Origin of the sequence: Candidatus Mycoplasma haematohominis (assembly GCF_902712995.1) — a bacterium.
GTDB classification, from domain to species: Bacteria; Bacillota_I; Bacilli_A; order Mycoplasmatales; family Mycoplasmoidaceae; genus Eperythrozoon_B; species Eperythrozoon_B haematohominis.
Genome location: NZ_CACTIB010000008.1, coordinates 48,095 through 73,528 on the forward strand (window position 1 = coordinate 48,095; position 25,434 = coordinate 73,528).

Genomic DNA, 25,434 nt, shown 5'->3' on the forward strand with positions numbered 1-25,434 from the left:
GGTAAAGATTCACAATTAATTATTAAATATTTTCTTACAGAAAATTATTGCTTTATAGATACAATCCAAAAAACAGCATAACTTACTTTATTTTAGTTGCTGAGAGCATAATCTGTTGGGCCGCTTAAACTTCTAGAAATTTCTCGCATTTTTCTTTCTAAATCTCTAGGAAGATCCATTCTTTCTATTTCTAGTTCATCAGTTACACATTGAGACTTAAATATAGTTCATCTTTTATCCCTATCTATCTTTTCAGTATCTAATTTACCATCTTCTGTTTTGTATTCAGAATATGATTTCTTAGCTTGTTGTTCACATCACGAATGAACATAAGTAGAAACTTTTTCTTGTTTATCTGCATCATCTTTTTTCTCAACGTCTTCTTTTGTTGGTTTATCTAATTTCTTCTCTCCCTCTAAATCCATTTCTGTTTGTGCTATGTGTGTGGTCAAATTACTTATATATATGTCTCTTCTAGATAAGTTAGTATCTTTCCCGTAATAGTGTTTCTTAATGCTATCCTTATTCCTTCCTATATAAGACCAACCATTCCTTTTGGCATACAGATAAAAATCTGAATATCCTTCAGCAATTTCTGACTTAGATAAATTTATTTCTCTATCAAATAATCCTGCTGAATTAGCTATTCCATATACAGCTAAAGATAAAACTCCAGTTATTATGATTCCTCCTAATATATGAGCTACAGACATGATGGTTTGATTATTCTTTTATTGCTTATATACCCTTAATAGATCATAGAAACTTTGTTTTAAATAATGCTTTTCTTAGTTTATTTCAGGCAATTAAATTTTTGGTTTATTTAACTCTATTGTTTTGGTTTAGTGCATGACTCGTTAAACACTCCTCAATCATCTTTATTTCGATCGCCCTTTAAGTGAATTGCGTCTTCCTTTCAATTATCAGGTTTTTGTGTTTTCTTATCCTTTATTTTTATTTCGCATCACTTATTTATAAAGTCAGCAGCCTCCTGAGATTCTTTTGAATTTGGGTTCTGAGGAGTTATTTTGTTAACTGATTGTTTTATTTTCGCAGCATCTAAATTTAAATCTTTACTCATATGATCAACATTGTTATAGAAAACTGTTTTATATGGAGTTTTCTTAACATCAGTAAAAGTGCTATTCAATTGATTAATTATTTGTTCCTTATTATTTCCTATATATGTTTTCTTAGAATCAGGGCTATTTATCCAATCATAAAGAGGCCCGAAAGTTTCTGGTTTTGGTTCTTCTTTTTTTTGAGTAAATAAACCACATTTATAAGCTATTAAAGTAGTTATACCTCCTATTGAAGAAGTTATTGCTGTTCAATAACCTCAAAGTTTTTTATCCATTATCAATACTTTTAAATATCTTCTTATTAGCTATATGTAAGAACAAAAGAAGATTCTGGCGACTTATAAAAAATATTTATTTCTAAACAATAAAAAATCAATTAGTGTTTATTTTGCCTATCTAATACTTCGACTTTAATTAATGAAACAGTTCATAGAATAAAAGTAACTAATATCTGTCTTTTCATCCTGGAGTGTTTTTATGGTAAATAGAAGCACCTCAAATAGCACCTGCTATTACCTCATTTGCCTCTTTAGCTGCTTCTTTTTTCACTATGTATTCCAACATTGCTTCATCTTGCTTACTTATGTAATCAATCTTCTTTAAATGACTTTTCTTTATTAATCTGAATAAGAAAAAAGAAATAACAGGAGAAGATACACAAAAAATAACAGTAAAAGCTATCAGACCAGAACCCGCATAAGTAACACAAGATAAAGAAATAAAAAGAACTCAGAACATTATTACACCAAAAAACAATGCAAAAATATTTGATTTGTACTGGCTATTATACCTAGTAGTCAATATCTCCATCATTTGAGATCTACTCAATCTTCTACTTAATTCCATCACTTAACAAGACTTAAACTTTCAATTCAAACAATAACAAACTTATATAAATAATTAAACCTTATTCATCACTAACTGTCAAATACTTTCTCCCTTTTCTTCTTCTATTATTAATAATTTTTCTTCCTGAAGAAGTACTCATCCTAGCCAGAAAACCATGAGTAGTTGCTCTTTTCTTTTTATTTGGTTGATAAGTTCTTTTCATTATCTAAATAACCCTTTTATCCCTACCTCTATTTTATGCTACTTTAAATAGACTTTAAGCTCTATTGATATACAACCTACCTTTAAATTAACTTTTTCTTATAAATTCTTCCCTATTAATTTCAAATAATAATTAGCTTTAATAAATTTATTATTTAGAAAAGAAATAAAAAAGGACACTAAGTAAAAATTGAACAACAAAAGTGAATATTTAAAAAACGAATTAATTCAGAAACACAGATCATTCATACAGAAGAATAACCCTTCTAACTTTTTTATCTGTTCCCAAAACTTAGAAGTAAGTAACTATATAAAAATCTTTATTAATTCTGAATCAGACAATAACACTCTATATCTTTACGGAAACAATGGAATAGGAAAAACACATCTAATTGGATCTCTTATATCTGAAAAATCTGATTGCTTATACATAGATACATCTGATTTCATAAATACGTATTATGAATATCAGAAACTAGAAAAAGACTTCTCTGAACTTACAAATTGACTTCGTACATTCAATTTAATCGTCTTTGACTCACTTGACTTAATAAAAGACAAACCAAACATAAAACAACTATTAGAAACCTATATAAAAAACTCTGGAAAACAAAAAATAATATCTATAGGGATTAACAACTCTCAACCATATGAATTCAAAATAATAAAACAATTACCTGATCCTAATATCAATGACTTACAAATAATTACAAGTAAATTCCTTTCCTCTTACAACTCAAACATAAGACTAACTAAAGCAGCATTAAATTATCTATCGAGCATACTGGGAAACAATATACAAACAATAGTAAATAAATTAATTAATTGATTAGTGATCTTCGGAAACCCTAATTCACTTACTCCAATAGGAATAGAAGACTTAAATAAAACACTAAAAATAGATTTACACAACCATAAACAAGTACAAGAGATATGCAAAAAATTGAATATAAACGCTAAAGATCTAATTTCTAAAACAAGAACACAAAAAATAGTATTCAAAAGAGATATTGCTATTTACCTATTAAAAAAGAAATTACTTCTAACTCATGAAACAATAGGAATTCTCCTAAACAAAAAACACTCAACGATTTCTCATTCAATAAAAAAAATAGAAGAAAAAATTAAAGATCCTATTTTCAAACAATACTTAGAAACTTTTTTCTAATCCTATTTTTTTACACCTCCCCAACAACAGAAATAAAAGGATCTACTATAAAAATTAAATATTTTTTTAAAAGTTTTCGACAAGAAAAATAACTGTCGATAACTTTAAAACTAATAATAATTAATTTAATAATTTAATAGAAAGTAATAAATAATGTATTTAATAATTAAAAAAACTAATTTAAAAAAAATAAAAAACTATTTATCAATTTCTTCGAATTCAATAAAGAACACATCAATATTCATAATTGCTAAAAATAAAAAATTAACTTTTCATTTATCTACAGAAATCTACTACACAAAACTAGAACTAGAAGAAAATGAAAACCTAACAATAAAAAAAGAAGGAGAAGCTTTAATAGAAATAAAAACACTTAATTCACTTATTAATTCTTTAGATTTAAAAAACGATTTAGAGATATATCATCCTGAGAAAAACTATCTTCAATTCTTTTCTGGGAAATATCAATGTAATTTAGTTCTTCTAGAATTCAATGAATTTCAAGCAGAGAAAATAGAAATACCATCAGATATATCTCCTTTAAATATTTCTTATTCTTTACTTAACAACATCTATTCAAAATTAAAAGACTTTTGTAAAAACTCAGATAACTCTATAGTTTCCAATGCAATACTTACAAATATTCATTTAAATAAAGAAGAAAACATTTCATATATAGAGGCATGAGCTTCTGATTCATATAGAACTGTATATGGAGAATTCGATTTTGAATCTTCTAAATCTTTTGAATTAAACATATCTCCTCATATTCTTTCTTTAATTCTTGGCTTGTTTCAAGAATATAAAGAGATAGATTTTTATTTATCTAATTCAGACGAATATTTAATTTGCAAAAAAGAAGAATACACATTCAAAACTAAATTAAATCTATCTCCTTATCCTGAATTTATTAAATGATTCAATATGGATAAGAAAATTTCATTTACTGTAAATAAAAATGATTTATTAGCAGCTATAGATAGAAATTTATTATTAACTAATAAAGAAATAAAGACAACTATTTATAGAGTAGATAAAGATAAATTATCTATTGAATATAAAGACAGTGAGAAAGGGCATTGCAAAGAAACATTAAAAATCAATAGCAAAAGCAACGAAAAGATTGAGTTTTGTTTAAATAACAATTTACTAAAGTCGTTAATTAAATTTATTGAATCTGAAGAAATTATTTTTAACGTACATGATTCACTGAAACCAATAGTACTCTTATCTAATCAAAAAAACCTTAAATTCAAGCAATTTATACTCCCAGCTAGAAATGTCTAAACATGATTTAAATGATAGGCAAAGGAAAATTCTTAAGGTAGTCATAGATAAACATGCGATAGAGAACAAAACTATTAGTTCTTTATCTTTAGCTAAAACTTCTGAATTTAGCGAATGATCTTCAGCCACTATCAGAAATGATATGGCTGTATTAGAAGAATGTGGCTATTTAAAGAAAGAATACTATTCTTCTGGAAAAATACCTACGCAGAGAGGATATCAACTTTATATTGAATCTTTAATGGATGAATATCCTGGCCATCAAGAAATTAAGAACAAGTTATTAAATAAATTTTCTTCTAGAAATACGACTATAGACGAAATATTAGATGAGTGTGCAGTAATTATTTCTAATTTTTTAAATCTCCCAATATTGTTAACTAAGAGTATTGGCGAAGAGAGACTTAGAAAAATAGATTTAGTAAATATAAATGAAAAATATAGATTAATTCTTTTGATTACATCATCAGGAGAAATTATTAAAGACTTTGTTTGTTTAGAAGAAGTGAGTGAACAAAAGGAACAAGATCTTTTGGCTGCAATTAGATTGTTAAATGAGCAACTATATAACTGTCCGGTTAGTCAAATATCGCAAAAGTTAGATGAAGCTAAAGAGCAAATAAAGAGAGTAGTTTATTCTTTTGAGTTTATATATGAGGTGATTATTTCTAGAATTCTCTTGAATAAATTAAATAGCATTCAAGAGAAAGTAAGTAGTAAAGTGTACAACGTTAAGGCTATTGCAGAATATGAAAATATAAACGCTCCAGCTATATTGGATTTATTGGATAAATATTCAACTTTTGCTCCTATTAATTACAACTGTTTAAAAACTGGAAAGACATTATTTAATTTAAGAGGTGAGTCAGATGAAGGGTTTGCTATAGCTGTTACTGATATGGGAATTCATAAACTTTTTGTGTTTGGCCCTCTTAGAATGAACTATTCTCTTATTAAGTACTTGTTTGATTTTCTTAACGAAAAGATACAAATATTACAAAAAATTTAAAATTAAGTATTATGGGTTCATTTTTGGATAATAAAGATGTGGATGCAAATAAAGGGAAGGCAGACGAAAGGGATATTGTTGCCGAGTATGACAAGTTAAAAAGAGAGTTTAGGAATTTAGAGAGAGAAGAGAAACAATTAAAGGATTATTTGAATGTAAATGTTTTTGACTATGCTCAGAATACTCAACAAATAGAGGATATTTTTTCTATTCATAATCCTTCAATGGCTTTTCTGGACTACGATCCAGAGAAACATAAGATAAATCCTAATATCCCTGTAATAGATGTAAATAATCTAACTAAGTTTTATGCAAGCAGAAAAGTCCCTTCTCTTCTTAATGTAAGTTTGAAGATATATCTTGGGGATATACATGTTATTGTTGGTCCTAACGGTTCAGGAAAAACAACTTTATTTAATTGTTTAAAGGGGATAGAGGATTATGAAGGAGAGATATTGGTAGATGGTAAAGAATTACAACAACATCCTGATTTTGTTTCTGATGAGATAGTTAGTTTTGTTTCTCATGAGTTTGGTTGGGATTTATATTCAACAGTTGAAGATGTAATAGCTGAAAGATTTCAGGAACTTAATAGAACTGAAATAGAGATGCAGAACTATATAAGAAGCTCTCTTGAACAGTTAAATATTTCTTATCTTAGAAATCTTCACATTATTGATTTAAGTCTTCTAGAAAAGAGAAAAGTTCAAATAGTTATTGCTTTAATTTCTGATCCTCATGTAATTTTGTTTGATGAGATATTTTTAGGATTACAACAACATGAATACTTTGAGTTGTTGGTTATTTTCAACAAACTTAAAGCAGAAGATAGAGCTTTAGTTATCTTCTCGCATTCGTTTGATGAATCTGCAAAGTTTGCTAACACCATAACTGTTCTTGTTGAAGGTGGAGTGTACTTTACAGGTGCAGTAAGTAATTTTCTATATACAAAACTTCTTAATTACTCTGTAAGTACGTCTGATAATAAGAAGGCTTTAGATATTCTTTCTAAATTAGAGGGATGTAGTTTTTCTTATAAGGATGTTGTGGATACTATATGAGTTAAGTTTGATGGTACGTTGAATTTACTTAAGTTTCAACAGGAGTGTGTTGCTCAACAGCTAATAATACAAGAGTTGTCTTTGTTAGAAACTAAATTGGAAGATCTGTATGATGTTCTGAGGAATGTTGGTAATAAAGAGGCTATTAAGACAATAAATACACTTTCATTTTTTACTCCTGAGTAAGGTTTACATATTCAGAAATATCTGAGTATTTTATTTCTCCTTCTCTTAGTATTTCTTTTGTGTCATAGTTGAATACTGTAGAAGCTTTTTGGCTTGGTTTAAGCCCTTCTGAAATATCTATATATTCAATTGAAATATCAGAGTTTTTGAATATTTCTTTTGCTTCTTCTAAAGATTGAACTGTAGGATTTTGAGTTATATTAGCGCTTGATGCATAGATTGGAAAGTTAATTATTTTTATTGCATTTAATAAAGTTTGACTGTTAGGCATTCTATATCCTTTTCCTTTGAAAATAACAGTTAGAGCCCCTGGTCAATATTTATTTAGTAAGTTGGATAGATCTTGTGGAACAGCGTTTTCTATTTGAGAAATGCTATTTATTAGCCTTACTGTTTTTTTATCTGAATGTACTCTTTTTTTTATTTGTAGTATTAGATTTTCATCTATAGCTAATATTCCGTATACGGTGTCGGTAGGAGTTATTACAGCTTTACCTTCTAAGAGGTAATTCGCTATTTTTTTCTCTGGAGACTCACCTTTTAAAGGCAATATTTATATTGGAGCAAAATACGGGAATCAAACCCGTGTCTTGACCTTGGCAAGGTCATGTTTTATCATTAAACTAATTTTGCTTAGTCTATATTTAAATAATAAGGCCTTATTTTGAAAAGTAAAATAATACTTATTTGCGGGGATTGCAATTCTCGAAATTATACTTACTCGAATTCAGATAAATTGTTAAATTTGAATAAGTATTGCTCTAATTGCAGAAAAACAACTCTACATTATGGCAACAGATAGGTTTAGAGTTAAGAGAGATTTAGAAAATCAGGGATTATCAGAAGTTGATTACAATCCTGACGATTATTCTTGATTTAAAGTTCACTATAAGAGCGTTAAACGTTCTTCTAGAGTTCTTTTGGCTGGAGTGATTAAGAACTTTAGAAGAGTAACCTGACATTCTAAGAAAGGTTTGATTATTGAGTACATTCAGGTAGTTGGGGTTCTTGTTTTTTTAACTTTATTTTGTTTTTTAATATTTACACTTGTTACGGGCATTTAGCAGGTTTAATAAATAAAATTAAATAAGTTATGGAAATGGAAAATATGGATGGCGTTTTGGACGGAGACGAGAATAAAGATTCAGAGCCTTCTTTTTATTGGTACACACTTAGGGTTTTAAGAAATGAAGAGAAGTGCATTGATCAGATTAGGGAACATATAGCTCTTAAGAGATTACAGAACAAGATAGTTGATGTAAAGCTTTTTAAAGAGTATTCAATAGTTGAGACTGAGGAATATCCTCCTAATTCTGATTTTCTTCCTAAAAAAGGATTTAAGTCTACGCCTACTTCTATTTGGGTTCAGTTAGCAAATGGTAACTATAAAAGAATTAGATTGGTTGAAAAGAAACCATTTAGCGGCATGGTTTTCATAAAAATGGAGTTTGATATGGAATTATTCAAGATGGTTAGAAGTTGAGATGCCAGCTTTTCATTCCTTGGATTCCCTACTCCTTCAGCAATGTCTGATTTTCAGATGCAAAAAACTCATGACTCGCTTAATAGTGAAATGCCTGATTTAGTGGAATATGCAAAGGATAAAGGATATAGACTAGCTGAAGGAAATAAAATTACTTTTAAAGAGCCAGAAGAAATTAAAAAAGAGGAAGAGGTTGAAGATATTAAAGAACCTATTGATTTGGAAGAGGTACAAACAGTTAGAGAGTTAAGCGAAAAAGAACAGCTAGAAGCTAAGAAAGCAGAGATTTACTCAGATTTAAACATTAAGCAGTTTTCTAATAATTTCTCTTCTGAAAAGCCTAATATTAAGACTAAGTCAAAAAAAGACAATGAAATGTTGAAAGTTAATGATTTTGTGTTTATAAGTCACCTTGGTTTTAAAGGTGTTATTCAGGAAATTGATTATTTTGCAGATAAAGTTGTAGTTGGAGTCCAAATGTTTGGTCGCCGACAACCCGTAGAATGTAAGATTTCAGAAATAAGTATCATATAACCAGTACCTTTTTTAAAAGGGTGTTATGGATATAAAGAATGATTAATTTTTTAAAGAGTCTTTTTGCGAAAATAATTCCAGGAATAAATATTGACCCCAAAAAAGAAAATCAACCAATTTCTAATCCTCCTTATTCTCCTGCAGCTAATAGTTTAGTTGATGTATTTGCGCCTTGTGATGGTGTTTTAGTAGATCAGAAAGATATTCCTGATCCAGCATTTGCAAGTATTGTTTCAGGTATTGGAGTAGGTTTCAAACCTAAAGAAACTTGTGATTTATGTGCTTTCATGAGTGGAGAACATTTATGCAATCCTAATTTTTCTAATCAAAATTACATAAAAAATTCTATTTCTGATGTGACGGTTTTTTTATTTGTTGGTATTGAAAATGGAGAGACTCCTCCTTTAGATGAAGATTATGCTTCTTTGGTTTCAAGCAGAAATGTTGTTGTCGGAGATACTATAGGTAGAGTTGATATGGATTACTTACAGAAAAAATGCAAAAGTGCTGTATGTCCTATTATTGTTAAACCAAGTTCTTTGAAAGATAGAGAATTTGTTTTAAGAGCCACTTTAGGAACAGAAATAAAGAAAGGAGATTTGTTATTCTCTGTGGTTGCTAAAGAGTTATGATAAAAAATAGTTAGAATAGTAATTGAATTGGTCTTATGTTAAGTTGACTTAAAAAGTTTTTCTCTACAGAGGAGAACAAGGTTAGTGATAAGAAGGAACAAAAACCTGTGTCTGGCGCAACTCCTGCTTCTCCTTGCAGTGGTTCATGCGCTCCTAAACCGTCGACTGCAGTTCCTACACCTAGTTCATTAATAGATATTTTTGCTCCTTGTGATGGCGTTTTAGTAGATCAAAAAGATATTCCTGACCCAGCGTTTGCTGAAGGGCATATGGGAACAGGTGTGGGTATTGAACCTAAGAGCGGAGCATTTAAGGTTTATATGGATGGTAAATTAGCTGTTCTTTATAGAACTAAACATGCTTACTTTATTTCCAATGAAAAATTAAATGTTACAACCATGCTTCATATTGGTATAAATACTGTTGAAATTCCTGAAGATAAGAATGTGTTTTCTACTACTAGATCTGTAGATGATTTGATTTCTGTTGGAGATGATTTGTGTCAAGTTAATTTGGATGAAATTAAGAATGAAGGAAAAAGCACAATTACTCCAATCCTTGTTCAATTAGATGGTCTTGAAGGAAGAAAAGTAGTTTACAAAAGAAAAGCTGGAGAAACTGTTAGAGCAGGAGATTTAATAATGTCAGTAGTTAGCTCCCAAGTATAGAATCCCCAGATAAAAAGTTTCCACAAGATATTTCCAAGTGGTACGATAGTATAGTCCAAAATGCTGGATTAGCTTCGCCAGGATTAGTTAAGGGAACTCTTTTAATACATCCTAGAGGGTGGTTTATATGAGAGCAGATACAAGATTTTTTAAATTATGAATACGATAGATTAAGTATTTCTAATGTAGCATTTCCGTCTTTAATTCCTTTAGAGGAGATGGAAAAAGAGAAAGCTAAATTAAGTGGTTTTAAGCCAGAGCTTTTTTTAGTTAATAAGACAGGAGATGAGGGGAAAAATAATTTGTTTTTAAGACCTACTTCAGAAATATTGTTTTCTCATTACTTTAAAAAAGTTCTGCAGAGTTACAGTCAACTTCCAATACTTTTAAATCAGTGATGTAATGTTTACAGAGCTGAAAAAAATACTAAAGCATTTATTAGGTCATGTGAGTTTTATTGACAGGAAGTTCATACTCTTCATGAAACTCAGGAGGAAGCTATGGAGTATTTAAATGAATTGAATGAATCGTATATATTCTTAGCAAAAGCTTTGCTTAATTTAGCTTTTCTTAAGGGAGAAAAGACTGTAAATGAAAGATTTCAAGGAGCAGAAAAAACTCTTTCTTTAGAGGCGATTATGCCAGATGGACAAGCTATTCAAATAGCAACTTCTCATTATCTAGGAAAAAATTTCAGCGAAACTTTTGATGTTAAGTTTACAAGCGCAGATAATATTTTAGAAAACCCTTACCAGTTGTCAGCGGGTTGTTCTACTAGATTAATAGGGGCTTTAATTATGTCTCATAGCGATGATCAAGGTTTAGTTCTTCCTTTTGACGTTGCTCAGGAGCAAATAAGGATTATTGTTTTGGAGTCTGCTTCTGATTTATACGGCGGGATTTATGGAATTATTTGTGATACTTTAGATAAATATAGAATTCAGTGAGATGTTGACTCTAATAAATCATTTGGAGCTAGAGTTAGAGTATCAGAGGAAGAAGGAATTCCTTTTATTGCTATATTGGGAAAAGAAGAGTTAGTTTCTAAGTCATTAACTATTAAGTCCAGGTTATCTAAAAATAAGGAGATTGTTGAAATAAGCAAATTAGGAGAGTATTTTGAGAAAGCAGTTGAGGATTATTCAAATAGTTTGTATGATAGATCTAAGACTAGGTTAGAGAATTCAGTAGTGGATTTGACTAAAGGAGCAAGCTTAGAGTTAGTTAAAAAAGAGGTGTTGGAAAATAGAAAGATAGTTTTAGTTCCTTGATTTAATGACGAAGAAAATGAAGTAGCGTTTAAGAACGAAAAGTTTGGTTTTGGCGCAAGATGCATAAAAGAAAATATTGATTTAGATTTGGATGAGAAGTGTTTTTATAGTGGGAAAAAAGCAAATGTTTATGCATATTTTGGAAGAAGTTATTAGGATTAATATAGTATGTCAAGTATTAAGTTAAATATTCCTGCAGATCAGGAGCAAAAATTAATTAGCGATTATTCTGAAAAGGTTCAGAAGATTTTTACAAATTTAAAAAATAAGACTAGTCCAGGGTCAGAAATGACTGGTTGGATTGAATGAGTAAATAAAGATCATTCTGAGTTAATTAATAAAGCGGAACAGTTAAGAGAGTCTTGAATTAAGAAAGGAGTTAATTACGTTGTACTAATAGGAACAGGAGGTTCTTATATTGGTTGTAGAGCTGGTTTAGAGTTTTCAAGAAAGAGTTATGGAGAAACAGGTTTGAACTTTATTTATGTGCCTTATTTTTCAGATAGATATTTGTCTGAACTACTAGATTATTTAAAGAATGTCAAGTTTGCTGTTTTAGTTATTTCTAAATCAGGAACTACTTTAGAAAGCGCTATTTCTTTTAGATTGTTGAGAGAACTTTTATTTTCTAAAGAAGGGGATAAGTATACAGAGTATATAGCTGCTGTTACTGATAAAGCTAAAGGAGTATTGAGAGGTGTTGTAGATAAGGAAAAATTGGCTTCTTTTGTTATTGAAGATGATATAGGAGGAAGATATTCAACTTTGACAGCAGTTGGATTGGTTCCAATGATTTTAGGAGGGATAGATGTTAGAAAAGTTTTGGATGGAGCTAAGAGAGCTTATTCAGAGAATTTTGATGGAAATATAGGTACTAATAAGGCTTCTTTATATGGAGCTTATAGATGTTCCATGTTTAATAAAGGTTTGACTATGGAGTGTTTGATTAGTTATGATCCGCATCTGCGTTATACGTTAGAAACTATGAAACAATTATTTGCAGAATCAGAAGGAAAAGAAGAAAAAGGATTGATGCCAGTTATTTTAGATTTCACTCCTGATTTACATTCAGTGGGTCAGTTAATACAAGATGGTAAGAAGTCTTTCTGTGAAAGTACATTGATGGTTAAAGGTAGCAAGGGGGATAGTTTGAAAGTTCCTAAATCTTCATTTGATAATGATGATCAATTAGATTGAGTAGCTGAGAAAACTCTTAAGGAAATTAATAATTGTGCTTTTTCTGGTACGTTTGATGCTCATAGTAATGTTGGGAAGATAGATAATTTAGTTATAGAAATAGATAATTGAGAGCCTGATATGTTTGGTTATTTATATTATTGATTGTCATTAGCTGCTATGTTTTCAGCTTATTTATTGGAAGTTAATCCTTTTGATCAACCAGGAGTTGAAACTTATAAGAAGAGAATGTTTGATTTATTAGGTAAGAAGTAGTACATGTTGAATGTATTTGGTTAATAGGTGAAGACGACTCTCTAATATATTAGGGATCTTTTTTACTCTTATAGCGTTAGTTTCCTTTATAGCTTCAATAGTTTTTTTTGCTCTTGACAATTCCTATTATCAAGTATTTGGCTTTTGCTTATTGTTTCCTTCTTTAACTCTTAATTACTTAATTACTTTATTTCTTTCGTTAGAGCTAATTAATTCAAAACATAGAGAAGATTTATTCATCAATTTCTACTTATTTATATTTTTGATGTTTCCATTTGTTGGAATATTTTTTTATTTTTTATTAGGTTTCGATTCTATTCATAAAGATCATGGGGATAGATATACAGACATATATTTAAGATATAAAAGGTATGAGATTTCCTCTTTGGAATTAGAAATAGATAAGAGAGATCCGAAATTTAAAACTTTCGCTTACAACTTTTTTAAACACAAAGCGCCTGTTTATAAAAATACCGGAATTTGCTTATTAGACAACTCGTATGCAACTATCAAAGAGATTACTTCTCTCATATCTAATGCAAAAAGTTTTGTACATATGGAGTTTTATATATTTAGTGAGGGTTTAATCTTTGATCATATATTTGAATTATTTAAAAAAAAAATAAAGGAGGGAGTAGAGATCAGATTAATTGTTGATTATGTAGGTAATTACTGAAGATTATCGAGGAAGGCAATTAAGAAATTGAAGAGTATAGGAGTACAAGTGCGAGTATTTAACCCTTTGTTTAAATCTAATAATTTATGGTGACAATTTAGAAACCACAACAAGATTCTTGTTGTAGACAACCAATATGCTTTATTTGGTAGTTGTAATATAGCTGATGAGTATTTCAACATTACTGACAAATATTTTCAGACTACCGAGTTGTCCGCTAAGTTGTATGGTTCTATAGTTAATTCAGTTAGTGCTTTATTTTTGGCGCATTGGGATCTAAGCAACAAGAAGAAAAATCGTAATATTCCGGAATTTGATGGCGAAAAATGTAAGTCTTATTTCAGCAGACTTCATTTAGAACAAGAGGAAAATGCGTCCTATTCTCAGTTTTTAGACAATTCACCTATTAGTAATGAATTTATTATTAAAGATAATTTAATGCAATTGATATTTAATGCTCAAAAAAGTATTGTCATTTCTACCCCTTATTTTTTTCCTCCCAAGGAAATAGTTAATGCTTTGAAGTAAGCAAAAGCTATAGGAGTGTCAGTGAAGATATTGGTTCCTAAAGATCCAGATTTAACTGGTTTTTTTAAAGCTATGAATAGACAATTGTTTTCTATATTGTTGGATCAAGATATTGAGATATATGAATATTTCGGCTTTAATCATGAAAAAGTAATGATTATCGATGATGAGATAGTCTATTTCGGCTCTTATAACTGGGATTACAGAAGTTTATATTTAAATTTTGAGAATGCTTTATTAGTTAGATCCGAAAAAGTCTCTGCTGTTATGTCTGATTTTATGAACAGACAGTTTGCAAATAGTAAACAAATAAATCGTTCAGATTTGAAAAAGTCCGTTAATACTCCTTTTAAAAACTCATTTATTAGACTATTTAAGCCCTTTCTCTAATTAGATGAAGAATATTTTGTTTTTTTGTTTTGCGGAAATTATTGGCGAAAATGATTTATCTACACAGGTAGCCAAAAGATTCGGAAAAGAGTTATCAAAGATTGACTGAATTAATTTTGCAGATCGAGAAATATTGGTTAGAGCTCATGAGAGTGTTAAAGGAAAAGATGTAGTTATTATTCATTCCCTGTACGGGAATGTGAATAATAGTTTTGTATCTCTTTTAATGGGATTGGATGCTATTAAGAGATCTGGTTCTAAGAGTATTACTCTTATTTTTCCATACTACTTTTATTCAAGGCAGGATAGAAGATCAAATTATTTAGATCCTATTGGATCCAAAATCGTTTCTGAATGCATTGTTAATAGTGCTATAGATAAGTTGGTTTTGATAGAGTTGCACTCTCCCCACATTATGAGTTTTTTTGATAATTCAGTTTACGTGGAACATCTAACTACAACTAAGTTAATTATTAATGAACTTTTAGAGGCTAGTATGTTCTCAGATTCAAGCAAGTGAGCTATTGTAGCTCCAGATTATGGAGATTTGCAAAGAGCAAAAGAGTATGCAGATATATTGAAAGCAGATTTAATTACCATGGATAAAAAACGACAAAGTGCAAATACTTGTTCTGTTGAATTTATTTCTGGAAAGATATGCGATAAGAATTGTTTAATTATTGATGACATGTTAGATACAGGAGGCACTATATTTTCTATAGCTCGCATGTTGAAAGAAAAGGGAGCTAAATCGGTGATTGTTGCTATTACTCATGCATTATTCAGTGAAGATGCTTTGCTTAAATTAAAAGATTTATATGAGTCTTCGATTATTGATAGAGTTTTTGTAACTAATAGCATTCCTAAAGATTTTTCAGAATATGAGTTCATAAAAATTATTGATTTGTCGCCTATTATTGTTGAATCTTTAACGAATAATTAGAAATGGGGAAGCTATATTTAGTGGCTGTCCCAATAGGTAATTTAGAAGAAATTACTTATTTAGGGTTCAGAATATTGAGAGATATTAAGGTTATTTTTTGCGAGGACACTAGAGTTACTAGGCAATTGTTAGAGTTGTTGAAGATTTGAAATAATCAGGAATTAATTAAGTTAAATCAGTTTAATGAGAAAGCTTGTGTTGATTTAGTTATTAAGAGATTGTCTGAAACAGATTGTGCTTTAGTTAGTGATGCTGGATATCCAATTATTTCTGATCCTGGTTATTTTTTAGTTTCTGATTTAAGAAAGAAAGGAATTAATGTGCAAGTTGTTAATGGACCTTGTGCTTTTGTTCATGCTGTAGTAAGTAGTGGAATTGATTCTAGAAGAATATTTTTTGCTAGTTTTTTGACTAAGAAGTATTTGCAAAGAAAAAAAGAGTTTGAGAATTTTAAGTCTATATTGAAGGAAGCAACAGTTGTTTACTATGAGACTAAGAACTTTATTTTGAGAGGTTTAGAGATAATACAGGAAGTTTATGGGGATATAAAGATAGGTATAGGAAGAGAGTTGAGTAAGTTAAATGAGACTTTTTATTATGACAATGTTTCTAATATAAAAGAACAATTAGTAGTAAAAGGAGAGTTTGTTGTAATAATTCCTAGACAGGATTCAATAGCTTCAATTGAAGATAGGAGTATAGAAGAAATTTTGGAGGCGGTACATAAGAGGATGATTAATAAAGAAGGAAAATTAAGGGATATATGTAAGGAGTTGGCTTTAGAAGGAAGATTTTCAACTAAGGAAATATATAAAAGTTATTCTGAGAGATATAGGAATTAATGAAAGAACATAAGGATAAGTTAAAGCAAGCAGAGGATTTCTTTAAGGATTTGGAAGATAGAGGGTTGATTTATAAAAGCACTTGAAAAGATGGTTTGATAGATAAATTTGCTAAGGGAAAAAGGATTTATTGAGGTATTGATCCTACTGCTGATTTTTTACATTTAGGGCACTATTTAGGATTATCTTTCCTTAAGAGATTTACTAAACGTCGTTATCCAGTAGTAGTTCTTATAGGCTCTTTAACTGCAAGAATAGGAGATCCTTCTTTTAGAAGTAAGGCCAGGAAATTTAATCCAGATATAGACAATAACGCTGCTGTTCTTAAGGAGCAATTGAGTAGATTTTTTGAGAAAGAAATGCAGATTGTTGTTGGAGATTATCCTTTATGTGAAATAGTAGATAATTATGAGTTACATAATGATAGGTTGAAACAGGATGCAACAATACAAGAAAAGCCTATCAATGTTTTATTGGGATTTATAGGCGAAGCTTGTTCTTGTTTAAAAGTTAACGAATTAATTAGGAGAGATGCTTTTGCTAATAGATTGGATAATGGTTTAACCCTTGCTGAATTTTTGTATCCTAGCCTGCAGGGTTTAGATTTTTTTTATTTGAATAAAGAGAAAGGTGTGGATGTGCAATTAGGTGGTAGCGATCAGTGAGGAAATATGTTGGTGGGTTTGCAGCTGATGACTAAAGATTTAGACTATGAGCTAAATGAGGAAGCAAAAGAAATGGATTTTAAGAGAGCGGGGATTATTACTTTTCCTCTGTTAACTGATTCTTCTGGAAATAAGTTTGGAAAGAGTGAAGGGAATGCTATTTCTATAAATACCGGAGGAGATAATAAGAATATTTACTTGGTTAGACAGTATTTATTGAATATAAGAGATGATATGGTTCATGGTTTATTTTTGAAATTAACTCATTTAAGTATTGAAGAGATAGATCAGATAAATAAAGAAATGAGTATTAAAGATCAGAAAAATAGGTTGGCAGATGTTATATGCGAGGATATTTTCGGAAATAAACAAACTAAGTCTTCTTCTTTAATTATTAAACAAGCATTTTCTGGAGAATTAGCTCTTGAAAGAGATTATGAAGCTCTTAAAGAATTTGGTTCTTGAGTTCCTTCTAAAGACTTGAGATGAATGAGTAATATGAGATTAAGTTCTATATTTATAGAATTGGATTTAGTTTCTTCTAATTCTGAGTTCAATAGATTGAGAGTGAGTGGCGGCGTTTATGTTCCAGGAATTGATTTAGAAGAATTAGAGAAATCAGATTATATGGTTAAAGAAGAATATGTAGTTTGAGACAAAAAGAATCCACTTAGAGGTATTTTGACAGTTAGAAAAGGAAAAAAACATTGGGGTTTGATACACTTTTCTAAGAATGAGTCAGTGTTTTCATAGATATGTTTTCTTTAGGAGCTAGGGGGATAATAGGTAAATACCTAAAGCATAGAGTACTTTCTAAGGATCCTATTAATGAAAAAGAATTAGATCCTATTCTTAAAGAAATAAGGACTACTCTCTTAAATTCTGATGTTAACTTAACAGTAATTAAAGATTTTTTAGATGAGATTAAGAATGATTTATTAGTTAAGAAGGAATATGAGGTAGGTCATGATGCTGACGTAATAGTTTTCTCGGCTATTAAGAAGAAATTAATAAAGATACTTGGAGAAAAATCAGAGGATTTAAATATTTCTAATAGTAGATTAAATAAGGTATTAGTTATTGGCCTTAATGGTTCAGGTAAGACTACAACAACAGCTAAGTTATCTAATTTAATTAAGAAGAAAAATTCTATAAATGTAAGAAATATTAGTCTTGATATTTATAGACCAGGTGCTTATGAGCAATTGAAACAACTTTCTGATTCTGTAGGCATTCCTTGTATAGAGACTAAGAGTGCGGATAATTTTAAGGAGGTAATTAAGTCTCAGATTTCTTCTTCTGAAGAAGACGGCACTAAGTGTTTATTCTTTGATAACTATGGTTTATTTCCTGACAATGAGAAGTTAATAGAAGAGACAGCTCAACTTAAAAAGTTGATTAATCCTACTGAAACAATATTTGTTTTGGATGCTATGTCTGGTCAAGAAATATTGGAAACAGTTAGATTGTTTCATGAAAAGATAGGGATAACAGGAATAGTTGTAAGTAAGACTGACTCTAATGCTCCTATGGGAGGAGTATTTTCTATTTCTTATTTATTAAAGATTCCAATTAAGTATATGGGTAAAGGAGAACATATTGGAGATATAGATAAGTTTCATCCTGAGAGGGTAGCAAGCGTAATTCTAGGAGAAGGAGACATTCTTTCTCTTGTAGAGAAGGCCGAGAGCAATATGAGTATGAGCAATAGCCAAAGGCTTATACATAGAGTTATGAATGGTCAATTTGATTTGAATGACTTAATGTTGCAGATCAAAGAGTTTAAGAAGATGGGGTCAGTGAAAAGCTTTTTAAAAATGTTGCCGTCTTCCCCTTTGCATGACCCTTCTTTTAATTTCGATAATTTAGATTCTCAGATAAATGTTTGAGAAATTTTAATTAGTTCTATGACTATAAAAGAAAGGAAGCATCCTAAGTTATTTAAGAAACAACCTAATAGAAAAATAAGGGTAATTAAAGGTTCTGGCAGAAAACCTGACGAATTGAATAAATTGCTTAAGAGGTGGGAATCTTCCAAAAAGAAAATGGAAGAGATAGCTGCGTCTTGTAAGAGAGGAAAAAATATATTTAATTTCTTAAGTGGGATAAAAAAATAATATTTAAATTAAGATTATTTAGAGGACAGTTTGCATCAGTAGCTCAGCTGGACAGAGCATAAGCCTTCTAAGCTTAGGGTCAGAGGTTCGAATCCTCTCTGATGTGCCAGTATATTTAATATCTATAGTATGGGAAAAGGATATAAGTCAAAGAATAAACAGTGTAGTTACGAAGTAATGCTTGTTATCGACGGGGATTTAAGCCCTGAAGATGCAAGACAGGAAATTGCTTCTTTATTGGCATTGGTTAATGAGCAACAGGAGTATAAGGAGAGAATGATACCTAACGATAAGTTGGCTTATGTTATTAGAGGTAGAAAAACTTGTCATAGATTAATTCTTAATTTCAAATTGGAAGATACTTCCATACTTGCTGAGTTCAATAGATTAGCTTTGTTAAATAAGAGATTGTTGAGATACTTAGTAATAAATGAAACAAAAGATAGAAGTTTTAGAGCTAGAAATAATCCTAAGAAGATAAAGGACTATCAGATAAGACAAGAGAAGTATAAACAGTTCTTAGAGTTGAAAAAGAACGCTGCTAATACTCCACAAAATGCTTCCTAAAGGTTTTTTGGTTGGCAATGTAACTGCTGATCCACAAGCAGGGGTTGCTCAAGCTAGTCAAAACCCTTATTCCAGGTTTTCTGTTGCGTGTAATGAAAATTTTTTTAAACCTAATACTACTCCTAGAGCGCATTACTTTAATTGTGTAGTTTGAGGAAAGAGATCTCAGTTTGTGCAGAACTTTATTAAGAAAGGAGATAAAGTTTTTATTGAGTTTTCTTTGTTTTCTAATTCTTACATTAATCAAGAAGGTAAGACAGTAAAAACTATAGATTTGATTGTTGAGAAATATAGAGAGTGTTGGCAATAGAACCAGAAAAGAAGCAGCTCCATCGTCTGGTCAGCTACCGGAAGAAAATGTAGTAGTAAAACAAGATGAAACCGATAATATAGTTTTGGATGACCTCTTTGATTAGAGTTTTTTAAAATTCATATAAGATATTAAGAAAAATATGTCAGACGATAATATAAATCCTGTTTCTCCTGAGGCGTCTTCACAGTTAGGTTCTCCTCTTAAGCCTAAGAAGAGAAAGAAAAGAACTAAGAAGATCTGTTGATTGTGTAAATGAGGTTGTTTGCATACTGACTATAAGGATGTTGAGTTTTTAAAGAAAAGATATTTAAAGAATAATAAGATAGTCACTCATAAGATCACCGGGAATTGTTTAAAGCATCAACATCAAGTGGCTACAGCTATAAAAAGGGCTAGAATTGTGGCCTTATTACCCTTTGTAGAAGACTAGAAATAAAGGGCATGTAAAGCGGCATGCTATCTGATGGTGAAAATGATTTTTTCGATCCAGAGGTAGAGGAGTCTGAAAAGGCCGTTTTGTCTTCCGTTCTTTATCATTTCCCTGAAGTAGAGTCTTTAGTAAATATAGATTCAGTTAATTACGACCAATTTTGTTCTAAGGCAGCAAAGAGAATTCTGCAGGCAATCAAGAGTACTGAATTAGTTGATGGCAAATATGATTTTGTTTCTGTTTTAGGCTCTTTAAAAAAAATATGTGTTAACGAAGGAGAGTTAGAAAAATGTGTAGATTACCTTAACAATCTATCTGAAGATATACATTATTTTTCAGTAAATAAATATTTAAAAGTACTCCAATCTAACAAGATTAAGAGGGATTTAAATCAATTAGCATCTGAGATTTCTAGGAAGAGATTGAGTGTAGATAATTATTTAGATGTATTAGAAGATTGAAAAAACAAATTTGATGAGATTATTACAAATAGTCCTAATACTAATTACATAGATGCAGATCATGCAGTTAAGAGCTTTGAGGAGTTAGTTAGTAACTCGGGTAAATTAGGAAGCTCTAACTTCTTAAAAACTCAGTATTATGATGTCGATAAGAAAATTAAAGCTTTATCTGGCGGTCAATTAATAATTATCGCTTCTAGGCCGGGAGTGGGTAAAACTACTTTCGCTTTAAATCTGATCTATAACAATTTTGAATACATAAATAAAAACTCTAAGGAAGGAAAGACTATAGGTGTTTTCTCTTTAGAGATGACTTATTCATCTCTTATAGCTAAATTGATTGCTATAGATGCAAAAGTTGAGCTTAATCAAGTTCAGAAATTAATAGATGGAACTCCTATTACTATTGTTGAATCGCGTTTAATAGAAAAAAGTAAAGTCAAAATTTCTAATCTAAATCTTTTGTTCTGCGATGAGTCCAACATTACTATCGGCAAGATAATTGCAACTATTAAGCAGTGAGTTAAGTCTTACAACTTGAAATTAGTAATTATTGATTATTTGCAGTTAATAAATGTTTCAGACGAAAAGAAAAATGATTTTGTTAATCAATATCAGAAGATTGGAATGATTTCAAGAAGTTTGAAGATTCTTTCTATGGAGATGAATATATGTATTATTGCTTTAGCTCAATTGAATAGAAAAGCAGAAGAAAGAAGAGGCGCAGAGAAATCTCCCATTCTTTCTGACTTGAGAGAATCTGGTTCTATTGAGCAGGATGCTGATGTAGTTATGTTTTTGTATGAGGAAAAGAAAGAAATGGAAGAAGAGTCTCAACAGGAAACAGAAGAGTCAGATAAGAGCGATTCTTATCAACACTTAACTATGTTGAAGATAGCTAAAAATAGGCATGGGCCTATTGGAAAAATAGAGTTTAAATTTAATAAATCTTTGGGAGTTTACAAATTATTTAAATAATGGTGCACTCGGAGGGAATCGAACCCACACATCTTACGATACTAGATCCTAAGTCTAGCGCGTCTGCCAGTTCCGCCACGAGTGCTGGTGCCACTGATAGGACTCGAACCTACGACCTACCGCTTACAAGGCGGTTGCTCTTCCAACTGAGCTACAGAGGCTAAACAATGGTGGATTGTGAGGGACTTGAACCCCCGACCTCCTGCTTGTAAGGCAGATGCTCTCCCAACTGAGCTAACAATCCACATGGCGATCTGTACGGGATTCAAACCCGTGAATGCATGCGTGAAAGGCATGTGTGTTCGTTCACTTCACCAACAGACCAAATATTGGCGGCCACAGAAGGATTCAAACCTACGACCTACCGGTTAACAGCCGGTTGCTCTAATCACTGAGCTATGTGGCCTAGCTAATTTAATTTTATTAACATTTTTAATATGATGCATTTTAAAATCCTCTATTAGATGTCCTGAGAGGGAATTAGTCCGGAAAAGGTACACCACACTATTCTTGATCCTTATGTAAAACAAAGAAAGACTTCGTTGCTGTCTGTCGGTAGTGTCCGGCTGCAGTTTTTGTTTGATATTAAGAAGTTTTCTACCAAAGTAATAATTATTGTTCTTGTTTCCATATTTATGGGAACATATAACTTTTTCATACTTGAAAGAACTGGTTTATATAGTTTAGGTATTGGTTCTATTTTTCAGTCTATAGCTCGTTGCGTTAGCTATTTTATGAAAAATAATGGTAATGAAGCAGCAGCAAAAGCCACACATACCTTCTTATTCTGAGGTATGTCCTTGGCTATGAATGTTCCTTTGGCTATTTTTGGTTATCGGAATATTGGTAAGAAATTTGCTATTTTGACAATCATAAATATATGTGTTTCCAGTTTAACTTCTATGGCTTGATCCTCCTTACCTAGTTCTTGAGGATTGAGAGAATTTTATATTTTTTCTGACCCTAGGACTTTTAATACCCAGTTAATTAATAAGGGTATAAATATTCTTCAATGGAATTATGTGACTGTAATTGATAGCAGTAATAATGGCGTTGTTAAAGCTGCAGCAACAGTAGTTCATAGCGCTAATCAGATAGATATGAATGACAGTTCTAGAGTTGTTCTTATCTTTTTCTATGGAATAGTTCTTGGTTTATTACACACAATTTCATCTATCTTTATTCTTTCTTTAGGCGGGTCCACTGGAGGTATAGATTGAATTGTTTATTACTTAGTTAAGAAGAAATCTTTAAGCTCTCCTAATTTGTACTTGTATATGGGGTTAGTAATTAGTTTCTTGGCTTATGTATGTGGTACTTATGTGCCTTATGCGCATTACATGCTGGCTAATAAAGCGAATGGAGTGGCGGAGACTTTTAATAATCAGAACCATTCAGTTATTTCTAGTCTGTTAGGTCCTATGTATATAGCTACAGTTATTTCTGCCCTAACTAAAAAAATTATGTTCTACTTGTTTTATTCTCATTTCAAAATTATTAATGTGAAGATATTCACTAATAAGATAATGGAATTTAAGAAAGAATTGCTAAATTCTGAATTTCCGCATGGTTTTACTATTAGTTCAGCAGTTGGGGGATATGGCTTAAGACATCAATTTGTGTTTGAAGTTACTTGTTTCGCTTTAGATCTGAAAATGCTAAGAGAATTAGTATCTAAAGTTGATCCTGGTTGTTTGTTGATTGCTATCCCAGTTAAGTCTCTAAACGGTAAATTTGTGTTAAGAGAGACCATTAGTTAGATGTTGGTTTCTAAAGTTGTTGTCTTAACAGGGGGAGTAGGCTCTCTTTCTGTGTGATCTATTTATTCTGCTTCTGCTGAGGATGCAAATATTGTTGTCTTTAACTTTGAAGGCAGTTCTTCTATGAAGCCTATTATGGAGTTTTTGATGAGCAAATATCAGGAAGAGAATAAGAATAAAAGAGAAATAATTTCTTTCAATATTTCTTCTGTTGGAAGTAATGCAGGACTTAAGAAGATACTTAGCGGAGATAGTTCTTTTGCTTTAGTATCTCATGATATTTCTAAATTACCTCAAGATGAGAAATATAAAAACAAATGGAAATCTAGAAAGTTAAAAACTATTACTCTTGCTAAAGAAGCAATGGTTTTGATTTATAAACCTCCTAAAGGTTGCGATAAAGAGATAGTAGTTAGTTCTGAGAATATTTCTAAGATTTATTCTGTTTTGTCTGGATATAGTTACGAAACGCAAAATTTAACTTTTAAGTCTTTAATAAATGAAAATGATGAAAGTGGAAAGTGTGATTCATTTATTTTTCCTTGAGTTAAGAGTACTGGACCAATTAAATCTGGTACAGCTAAGGCCTTTGTAGATAATCCTCTTTTAAGTGATTTTTGTAAATCAAAAGATAATGGAAATAAGGACAAATGTGAAGCATGAGTTAAGAATGTTAAGTCAAGTTATGGGAAAGACTTTAGGTTGAATTATGTTCCAGAACCTACTAGATTACATTGAGATAACTTTAAAAGTAATTTGCAAGTAGGAGCAATAACTTATCTACCTAGTCATTTTGTTTTTTTAAATTGAGATGAAATTTCTAAAGAAGGTCTAAAGATAGCTAAATATAAGCCTAATGGTACTGATATAGCTTTAACTAGTGAGAATTTTGAAAGCCAAATAAATAATTACACTTGAAATAGAACTTTTAATTTGGTTTATTCTATAGATGATTTAAATAAAGGAAAGAATAAAGAATTACTTACTTCTTTACTTACTAATGCATGTTTGCTAAAGGATTTGAAGATAGGGACTTTTAAATATAGCGTTAAAAAAAGTGTAGAAAAAATTAATGGCTCAAGCTCTTCTACAGAATGTAATTCTGATGCACAAGAAGTAGATTTAGAAAAACAAGATGAAACAGAAGAAAAAGTTAAATAAATATCTGTCTAGTCATTTCGAACAAGATTATTCCTGTGGCTACAGATACATTTAAAGAGTCTATTCCTTCTTGCATTGGTATATAAACCAAGAAGTCTGAAACACTTTTAAGAATATGTGAAACGCCATCACCTTCTGTTCCCATTATTAAGGCACTTTTAGGTTGATATTCTACTTCTCTGAATTTCTTAGCTGATTTATCTAATTCTGCTGCGTATATTCAATAGTTATTTTTTTTAAGAGTAAGAATGGCTCTGTGAAGATTAGGAACTGTAACTATGTCTATTTTTAATGAATAACCCTGAGAAGCTTTTAGAACAGCATTGTGATTAGTAGGAGCTTGTTTATCTTTAGGTATTATTACTCCTACTACTCCTGCAGCAGCGCAGGTTCTTAGAATAGCTCCTAGATTAAATGGATCTTGTAGATGATCAAGAATAACCACTACTCCTTTTTTATTTTTTTCTATTAACTGTTCTAAAGTTATTTCTTTTTGTTTCTTTAGTAGAGCTATAGCATATTTGTATTTGTATTTAGTTTTGTCTGAGTAATGGTGATCAAAGAATGCTTTATTTTTTATTTCGAATGGTGTATTGTGTTCTTTGCAGAGTTGGATTAGGTAATCTTGTGTGTTTGATAAATATATGACTTTTATTAAAGGTTTTAAATCTGGATCTTGTATTAGTGTTTGAATAGATTTTTTTCCGCTTATTTCCATCT

General features: G+C 30.5%; 29 protein-coding genes and 7 tRNA genes. 24 read left to right on the forward strand and 12 right to left on the reverse strand.

The window, feature by feature from the left end:
• Window positions 1-92 precede the first annotated feature (92 nt).
• The 4 genes from H6411_RS01015 to rpmH all read right to left on the reverse strand — a co-directional run bounded on the left by H6411_RS01015 (window position 93) and on the right by rpmH (window position 2,133).
• Entirely contained in the window at window positions 93-713 is a 621-nt protein-coding gene (locus H6411_RS01015; RefSeq protein WP_216082799.1) for a hypothetical protein, read from the reverse strand.
• A gap of 116 nt (window positions 714-829) precedes the next feature.
• Window positions 830-1,357, reverse strand: a complete 528-nt coding sequence (locus tag H6411_RS01020; protein ID WP_216082800.1) for a serpin family protein — start codon at window positions 1,355-1,357, stop codon at window positions 830-832.
• 169 nt (window positions 1,358-1,526) lie between these two features.
• Entirely contained in the window at window positions 1,527-1,928 is a 402-nt protein-coding gene (locus tag H6411_RS01025) for a hypothetical protein (protein ID WP_216082801.1), read from the reverse strand.
• A 61-nt stretch (window positions 1,929-1,989) separates the two neighbouring features.
• The gene (rpmH, locus tag H6411_RS01030) at window positions 1,990-2,133 is read right to left on the reverse strand and encodes a 50S ribosomal protein L34 (protein ID WP_216082802.1); all 144 of its coding nucleotides are present in this window, start codon (window positions 2,131-2,133) and stop codon (window positions 1,990-1,992) included.
• Window positions 2,134-2,322: 189 nt separating this feature from the next.
• On the opposite strand from rpmH, the gene H6411_RS01035 reads away from it, so the two are divergent.
• The 4 genes from H6411_RS01035 to H6411_RS01050 all read left to right on the forward strand — a co-directional run bounded on the left by H6411_RS01035 (window position 2,323) and on the right by H6411_RS01050 (window position 6,843).
• Window positions 2,323-3,300, forward strand: a complete 978-nt coding sequence (locus tag H6411_RS01035) for a helix-turn-helix domain-containing protein (protein ID WP_216082803.1) — start codon at window positions 2,323-2,325, stop codon at window positions 3,298-3,300.
• Between the two features lie 153 nt (window positions 3,301-3,453).
• Complete coding sequence (locus H6411_RS01040) at window positions 3,454-4,587, forward strand: beta clamp domain-containing protein (protein WP_216082804.1); 1,134 nt, start codon at window positions 3,454-3,456, stop codon at window positions 4,585-4,587.
• Window positions 4,580-5,596, forward strand: coding sequence for an HrcA family transcriptional regulator (locus tag H6411_RS01045; protein ID WP_216082805.1), 1,017 nt, complete (start codon window positions 4,580-4,582; stop codon window positions 5,594-5,596). The genes H6411_RS01040 and H6411_RS01045 overlap by 8 nt, the downstream gene beginning before the upstream one ends.
• Before the next feature lie 11 nt (window positions 5,597-5,607).
• Entirely contained in the window at window positions 5,608-6,843 is a 1,236-nt protein-coding gene (locus tag H6411_RS01050) for an ABC transporter ATP-binding protein (RefSeq protein WP_216082806.1), read from the forward strand.
• Here the strand turns inward: H6411_RS01050 and H6411_RS01055 are convergent.
• Entirely contained in the window at window positions 6,830-7,393 is a 564-nt protein-coding gene (locus H6411_RS01055) for an L-threonylcarbamoyladenylate synthase (protein WP_216082807.1), read from the reverse strand. The two genes, H6411_RS01050 and H6411_RS01055, sit on opposite strands and share 14 nt — an antisense overlap.
• Window positions 7,394-7,402: 9 nt before the next feature.
• Window positions 7,403-7,476, reverse strand: a tRNA-Gly gene (locus tag H6411_RS01060).
• 31 nt (window positions 7,477-7,507) lie between these two features.
• Between H6411_RS01060 and rpmG the strand changes: the two genes are divergently transcribed.
• The 18 genes from rpmG (at window position 7,508) to H6411_RS01145 (ending at window position 21,793) form a co-directional block, all read left to right on the forward strand.
• The gene (gene rpmG, locus H6411_RS01065; protein ID WP_216082808.1) at window positions 7,508-7,645 is read left to right on the forward strand and encodes a 50S ribosomal protein L33; all 138 of its coding nucleotides are present in this window, start codon (window positions 7,508-7,510) and stop codon (window positions 7,643-7,645) included.
• Window positions 7,632-7,907 carry a preprotein translocase subunit SecE gene (secE, locus tag H6411_RS01070; protein WP_246307708.1) on the forward strand — a complete coding sequence of 92 codons (276 nt, stop codon included), beginning with the start codon at window positions 7,632-7,634 and terminating at the stop codon, window positions 7,905-7,907. The genes rpmG and secE overlap by 14 nt, the downstream gene beginning before the upstream one ends.
• 29 nt (window positions 7,908-7,936) lie before the next feature.
• Window positions 7,937-8,860 (forward strand): transcription termination/antitermination protein NusG, encoded by a 924-nt coding sequence (gene nusG, locus H6411_RS01075; protein WP_246307709.1) that lies wholly within the window; start codon window positions 7,937-7,939, stop codon window positions 8,858-8,860.
• A gap of 38 nt (window positions 8,861-8,898) precedes the next feature.
• Window positions 8,899-9,495 (forward strand): PTS glucose transporter subunit IIA, encoded by a 597-nt coding sequence (locus H6411_RS01080; RefSeq protein WP_216082809.1) that lies wholly within the window; start codon window positions 8,899-8,901, stop codon window positions 9,493-9,495.
• A gap of 32 nt (window positions 9,496-9,527) precedes the next feature.
• Window positions 9,528-10,160 (forward strand): PTS sugar transporter subunit IIA, encoded by a 633-nt coding sequence (locus H6411_RS01085; protein ID WP_216082810.1) that lies wholly within the window; start codon window positions 9,528-9,530, stop codon window positions 10,158-10,160.
• Between the two features lie 218 nt (window positions 10,161-10,378).
• Window positions 10,379-11,587 (forward strand): aminoacyl--tRNA ligase-related protein, encoded by a 1,209-nt coding sequence (locus H6411_RS01090; RefSeq protein ID WP_246307710.1) that lies wholly within the window; start codon window positions 10,379-10,381, stop codon window positions 11,585-11,587.
• 12 nt (window positions 11,588-11,599) lie between these two features.
• Window positions 11,600-12,883: a glucose-6-phosphate isomerase gene (locus tag H6411_RS01095; protein WP_216082811.1), complete on the forward strand. Its 1,284-nt coding sequence runs from the start codon at window positions 11,600-11,602 to the stop codon at window positions 12,881-12,883.
• A gap of 265 nt (window positions 12,884-13,148) precedes the next feature.
• Window positions 13,149-14,087 (forward strand): phospholipase D-like domain-containing protein, encoded by a 939-nt coding sequence (locus tag H6411_RS05845; RefSeq protein ID WP_246307711.1) that lies wholly within the window; start codon window positions 13,149-13,151, stop codon window positions 14,085-14,087.
• A 9-nt stretch (window positions 14,088-14,096) separates the two neighbouring features.
• A complete protein-coding gene (locus H6411_RS05850; RefSeq protein WP_369408481.1) occupies window positions 14,097-14,477 on the forward strand; it encodes a phospholipase D-like domain-containing protein in 381 nt (126 codons plus the stop codon).
• Window positions 14,478-14,481: 4 nt separating this feature from the next.
• Complete coding sequence (locus H6411_RS01105; protein ID WP_216082812.1) at window positions 14,482-15,420, forward strand: ribose-phosphate diphosphokinase; 939 nt, start codon at window positions 14,482-14,484, stop codon at window positions 15,418-15,420.
• A gap of 20 nt (window positions 15,421-15,440) precedes the next feature.
• The gene (gene rsmI, locus H6411_RS01110) at window positions 15,441-16,262 is read left to right on the forward strand and encodes a 16S rRNA (cytidine(1402)-2'-O)-methyltransferase (protein WP_216082813.1); all 822 of its coding nucleotides are present in this window, start codon (window positions 15,441-15,443) and stop codon (window positions 16,260-16,262) included.
• Window positions 16,262-17,680, forward strand: a complete 1,419-nt coding sequence (gene tyrS / locus H6411_RS01115) for a tyrosine--tRNA ligase (protein ID WP_216082814.1) — start codon at window positions 16,262-16,264, stop codon at window positions 17,678-17,680. Before rsmI ends, tyrS begins: the two co-directional genes overlap by 1 nt.
• Window positions 17,681-17,682: 2 nt before the next feature.
• A complete protein-coding gene (locus H6411_RS01120) occupies window positions 17,683-19,044 on the forward strand; it encodes a signal recognition particle receptor subunit alpha (protein WP_216082815.1) in 1,362 nt (453 codons plus the stop codon).
• Window positions 19,045-19,076: 32 nt separating this feature from the next.
• Window positions 19,077-19,153 (forward strand) — tRNA-Arg (locus H6411_RS01125).
• Between the two features lie 20 nt (window positions 19,154-19,173).
• Window positions 19,174-19,611: a 30S ribosomal protein S6 gene (locus H6411_RS01130; protein WP_216082816.1), complete on the forward strand. Its 438-nt coding sequence runs from the start codon at window positions 19,174-19,176 to the stop codon at window positions 19,609-19,611.
• On the forward strand, window positions 19,601-19,921 hold the full coding sequence (locus tag H6411_RS01135) for a single-stranded DNA-binding protein (RefSeq protein WP_216082817.1): 321 nt from the start codon (window positions 19,601-19,603) through the stop codon (window positions 19,919-19,921). The genes H6411_RS01130 and H6411_RS01135 overlap by 11 nt, the downstream gene beginning before the upstream one ends.
• Before the next feature lie 190 nt (window positions 19,922-20,111).
• A complete protein-coding gene (gene rpsR / locus H6411_RS01140; protein WP_439647230.1) occupies window positions 20,112-20,354 on the forward strand; it encodes a 30S ribosomal protein S18 in 243 nt (80 codons plus the stop codon).
• Window positions 20,355-20,377: 23 nt separating this feature from the next.
• Entirely contained in the window at window positions 20,378-21,793 is a 1,416-nt protein-coding gene (locus H6411_RS01145) for a replicative DNA helicase (protein ID WP_216082819.1), read from the forward strand.
• On the opposite strand, the gene H6411_RS01150 is transcribed toward H6411_RS01145, so the two are convergent.
• The 5 genes from H6411_RS01150 to H6411_RS01170 all read right to left on the reverse strand — a co-directional run bounded on the left by H6411_RS01150 (window position 21,794) and on the right by H6411_RS01170 (window position 22,199).
• Window positions 21,794-21,878: transfer RNA gene (locus H6411_RS01150), tRNA-Leu, on the reverse strand. It lies immediately after the preceding gene.
• Window positions 21,879-21,954, reverse strand: a tRNA-Thr gene (locus H6411_RS01155). It lies immediately after the preceding tRNA gene.
• Between the two features lie 7 nt (window positions 21,955-21,961).
• Window positions 21,962-22,037: transfer RNA gene (locus H6411_RS01160), tRNA-Val, on the reverse strand.
• Window positions 22,038-22,040: 3 nt separating this feature from the next.
• A tRNA-Glu gene (locus tag H6411_RS01165) sits at window positions 22,041-22,117 on the reverse strand.
• A 6-nt stretch (window positions 22,118-22,123) separates the two neighbouring features.
• Window positions 22,124-22,199, reverse strand: a tRNA-Asn gene (locus tag H6411_RS01170).
• 58 nt (window positions 22,200-22,257) lie between these two features.
• Here H6411_RS01170 and H6411_RS01175 point away from each other — a divergent pair.
• A complete protein-coding gene (locus H6411_RS01175) occupies window positions 22,258-23,553 on the forward strand; it encodes a YitT family protein (protein ID WP_216082820.1) in 1,296 nt (431 codons plus the stop codon).
• Window positions 23,554-24,714 (forward strand): substrate-binding domain-containing protein, encoded by a 1,161-nt coding sequence (locus H6411_RS01180; protein ID WP_216082821.1) that lies wholly within the window; start codon window positions 23,554-23,556, stop codon window positions 24,712-24,714.
• On the opposite strand, the gene rlmB is transcribed toward H6411_RS01180, so the two are convergent.
• On the reverse strand, window positions 24,707-25,432 hold the full coding sequence (gene rlmB, locus H6411_RS01185) for a 23S rRNA (guanosine(2251)-2'-O)-methyltransferase RlmB (protein ID WP_216082822.1): 726 nt from the start codon (window positions 25,430-25,432) through the stop codon (window positions 24,707-24,709). The two genes, H6411_RS01180 and rlmB, sit on opposite strands and share 8 nt — an antisense overlap.
• Window positions 25,433-25,434 lie beyond the last annotated feature (2 nt).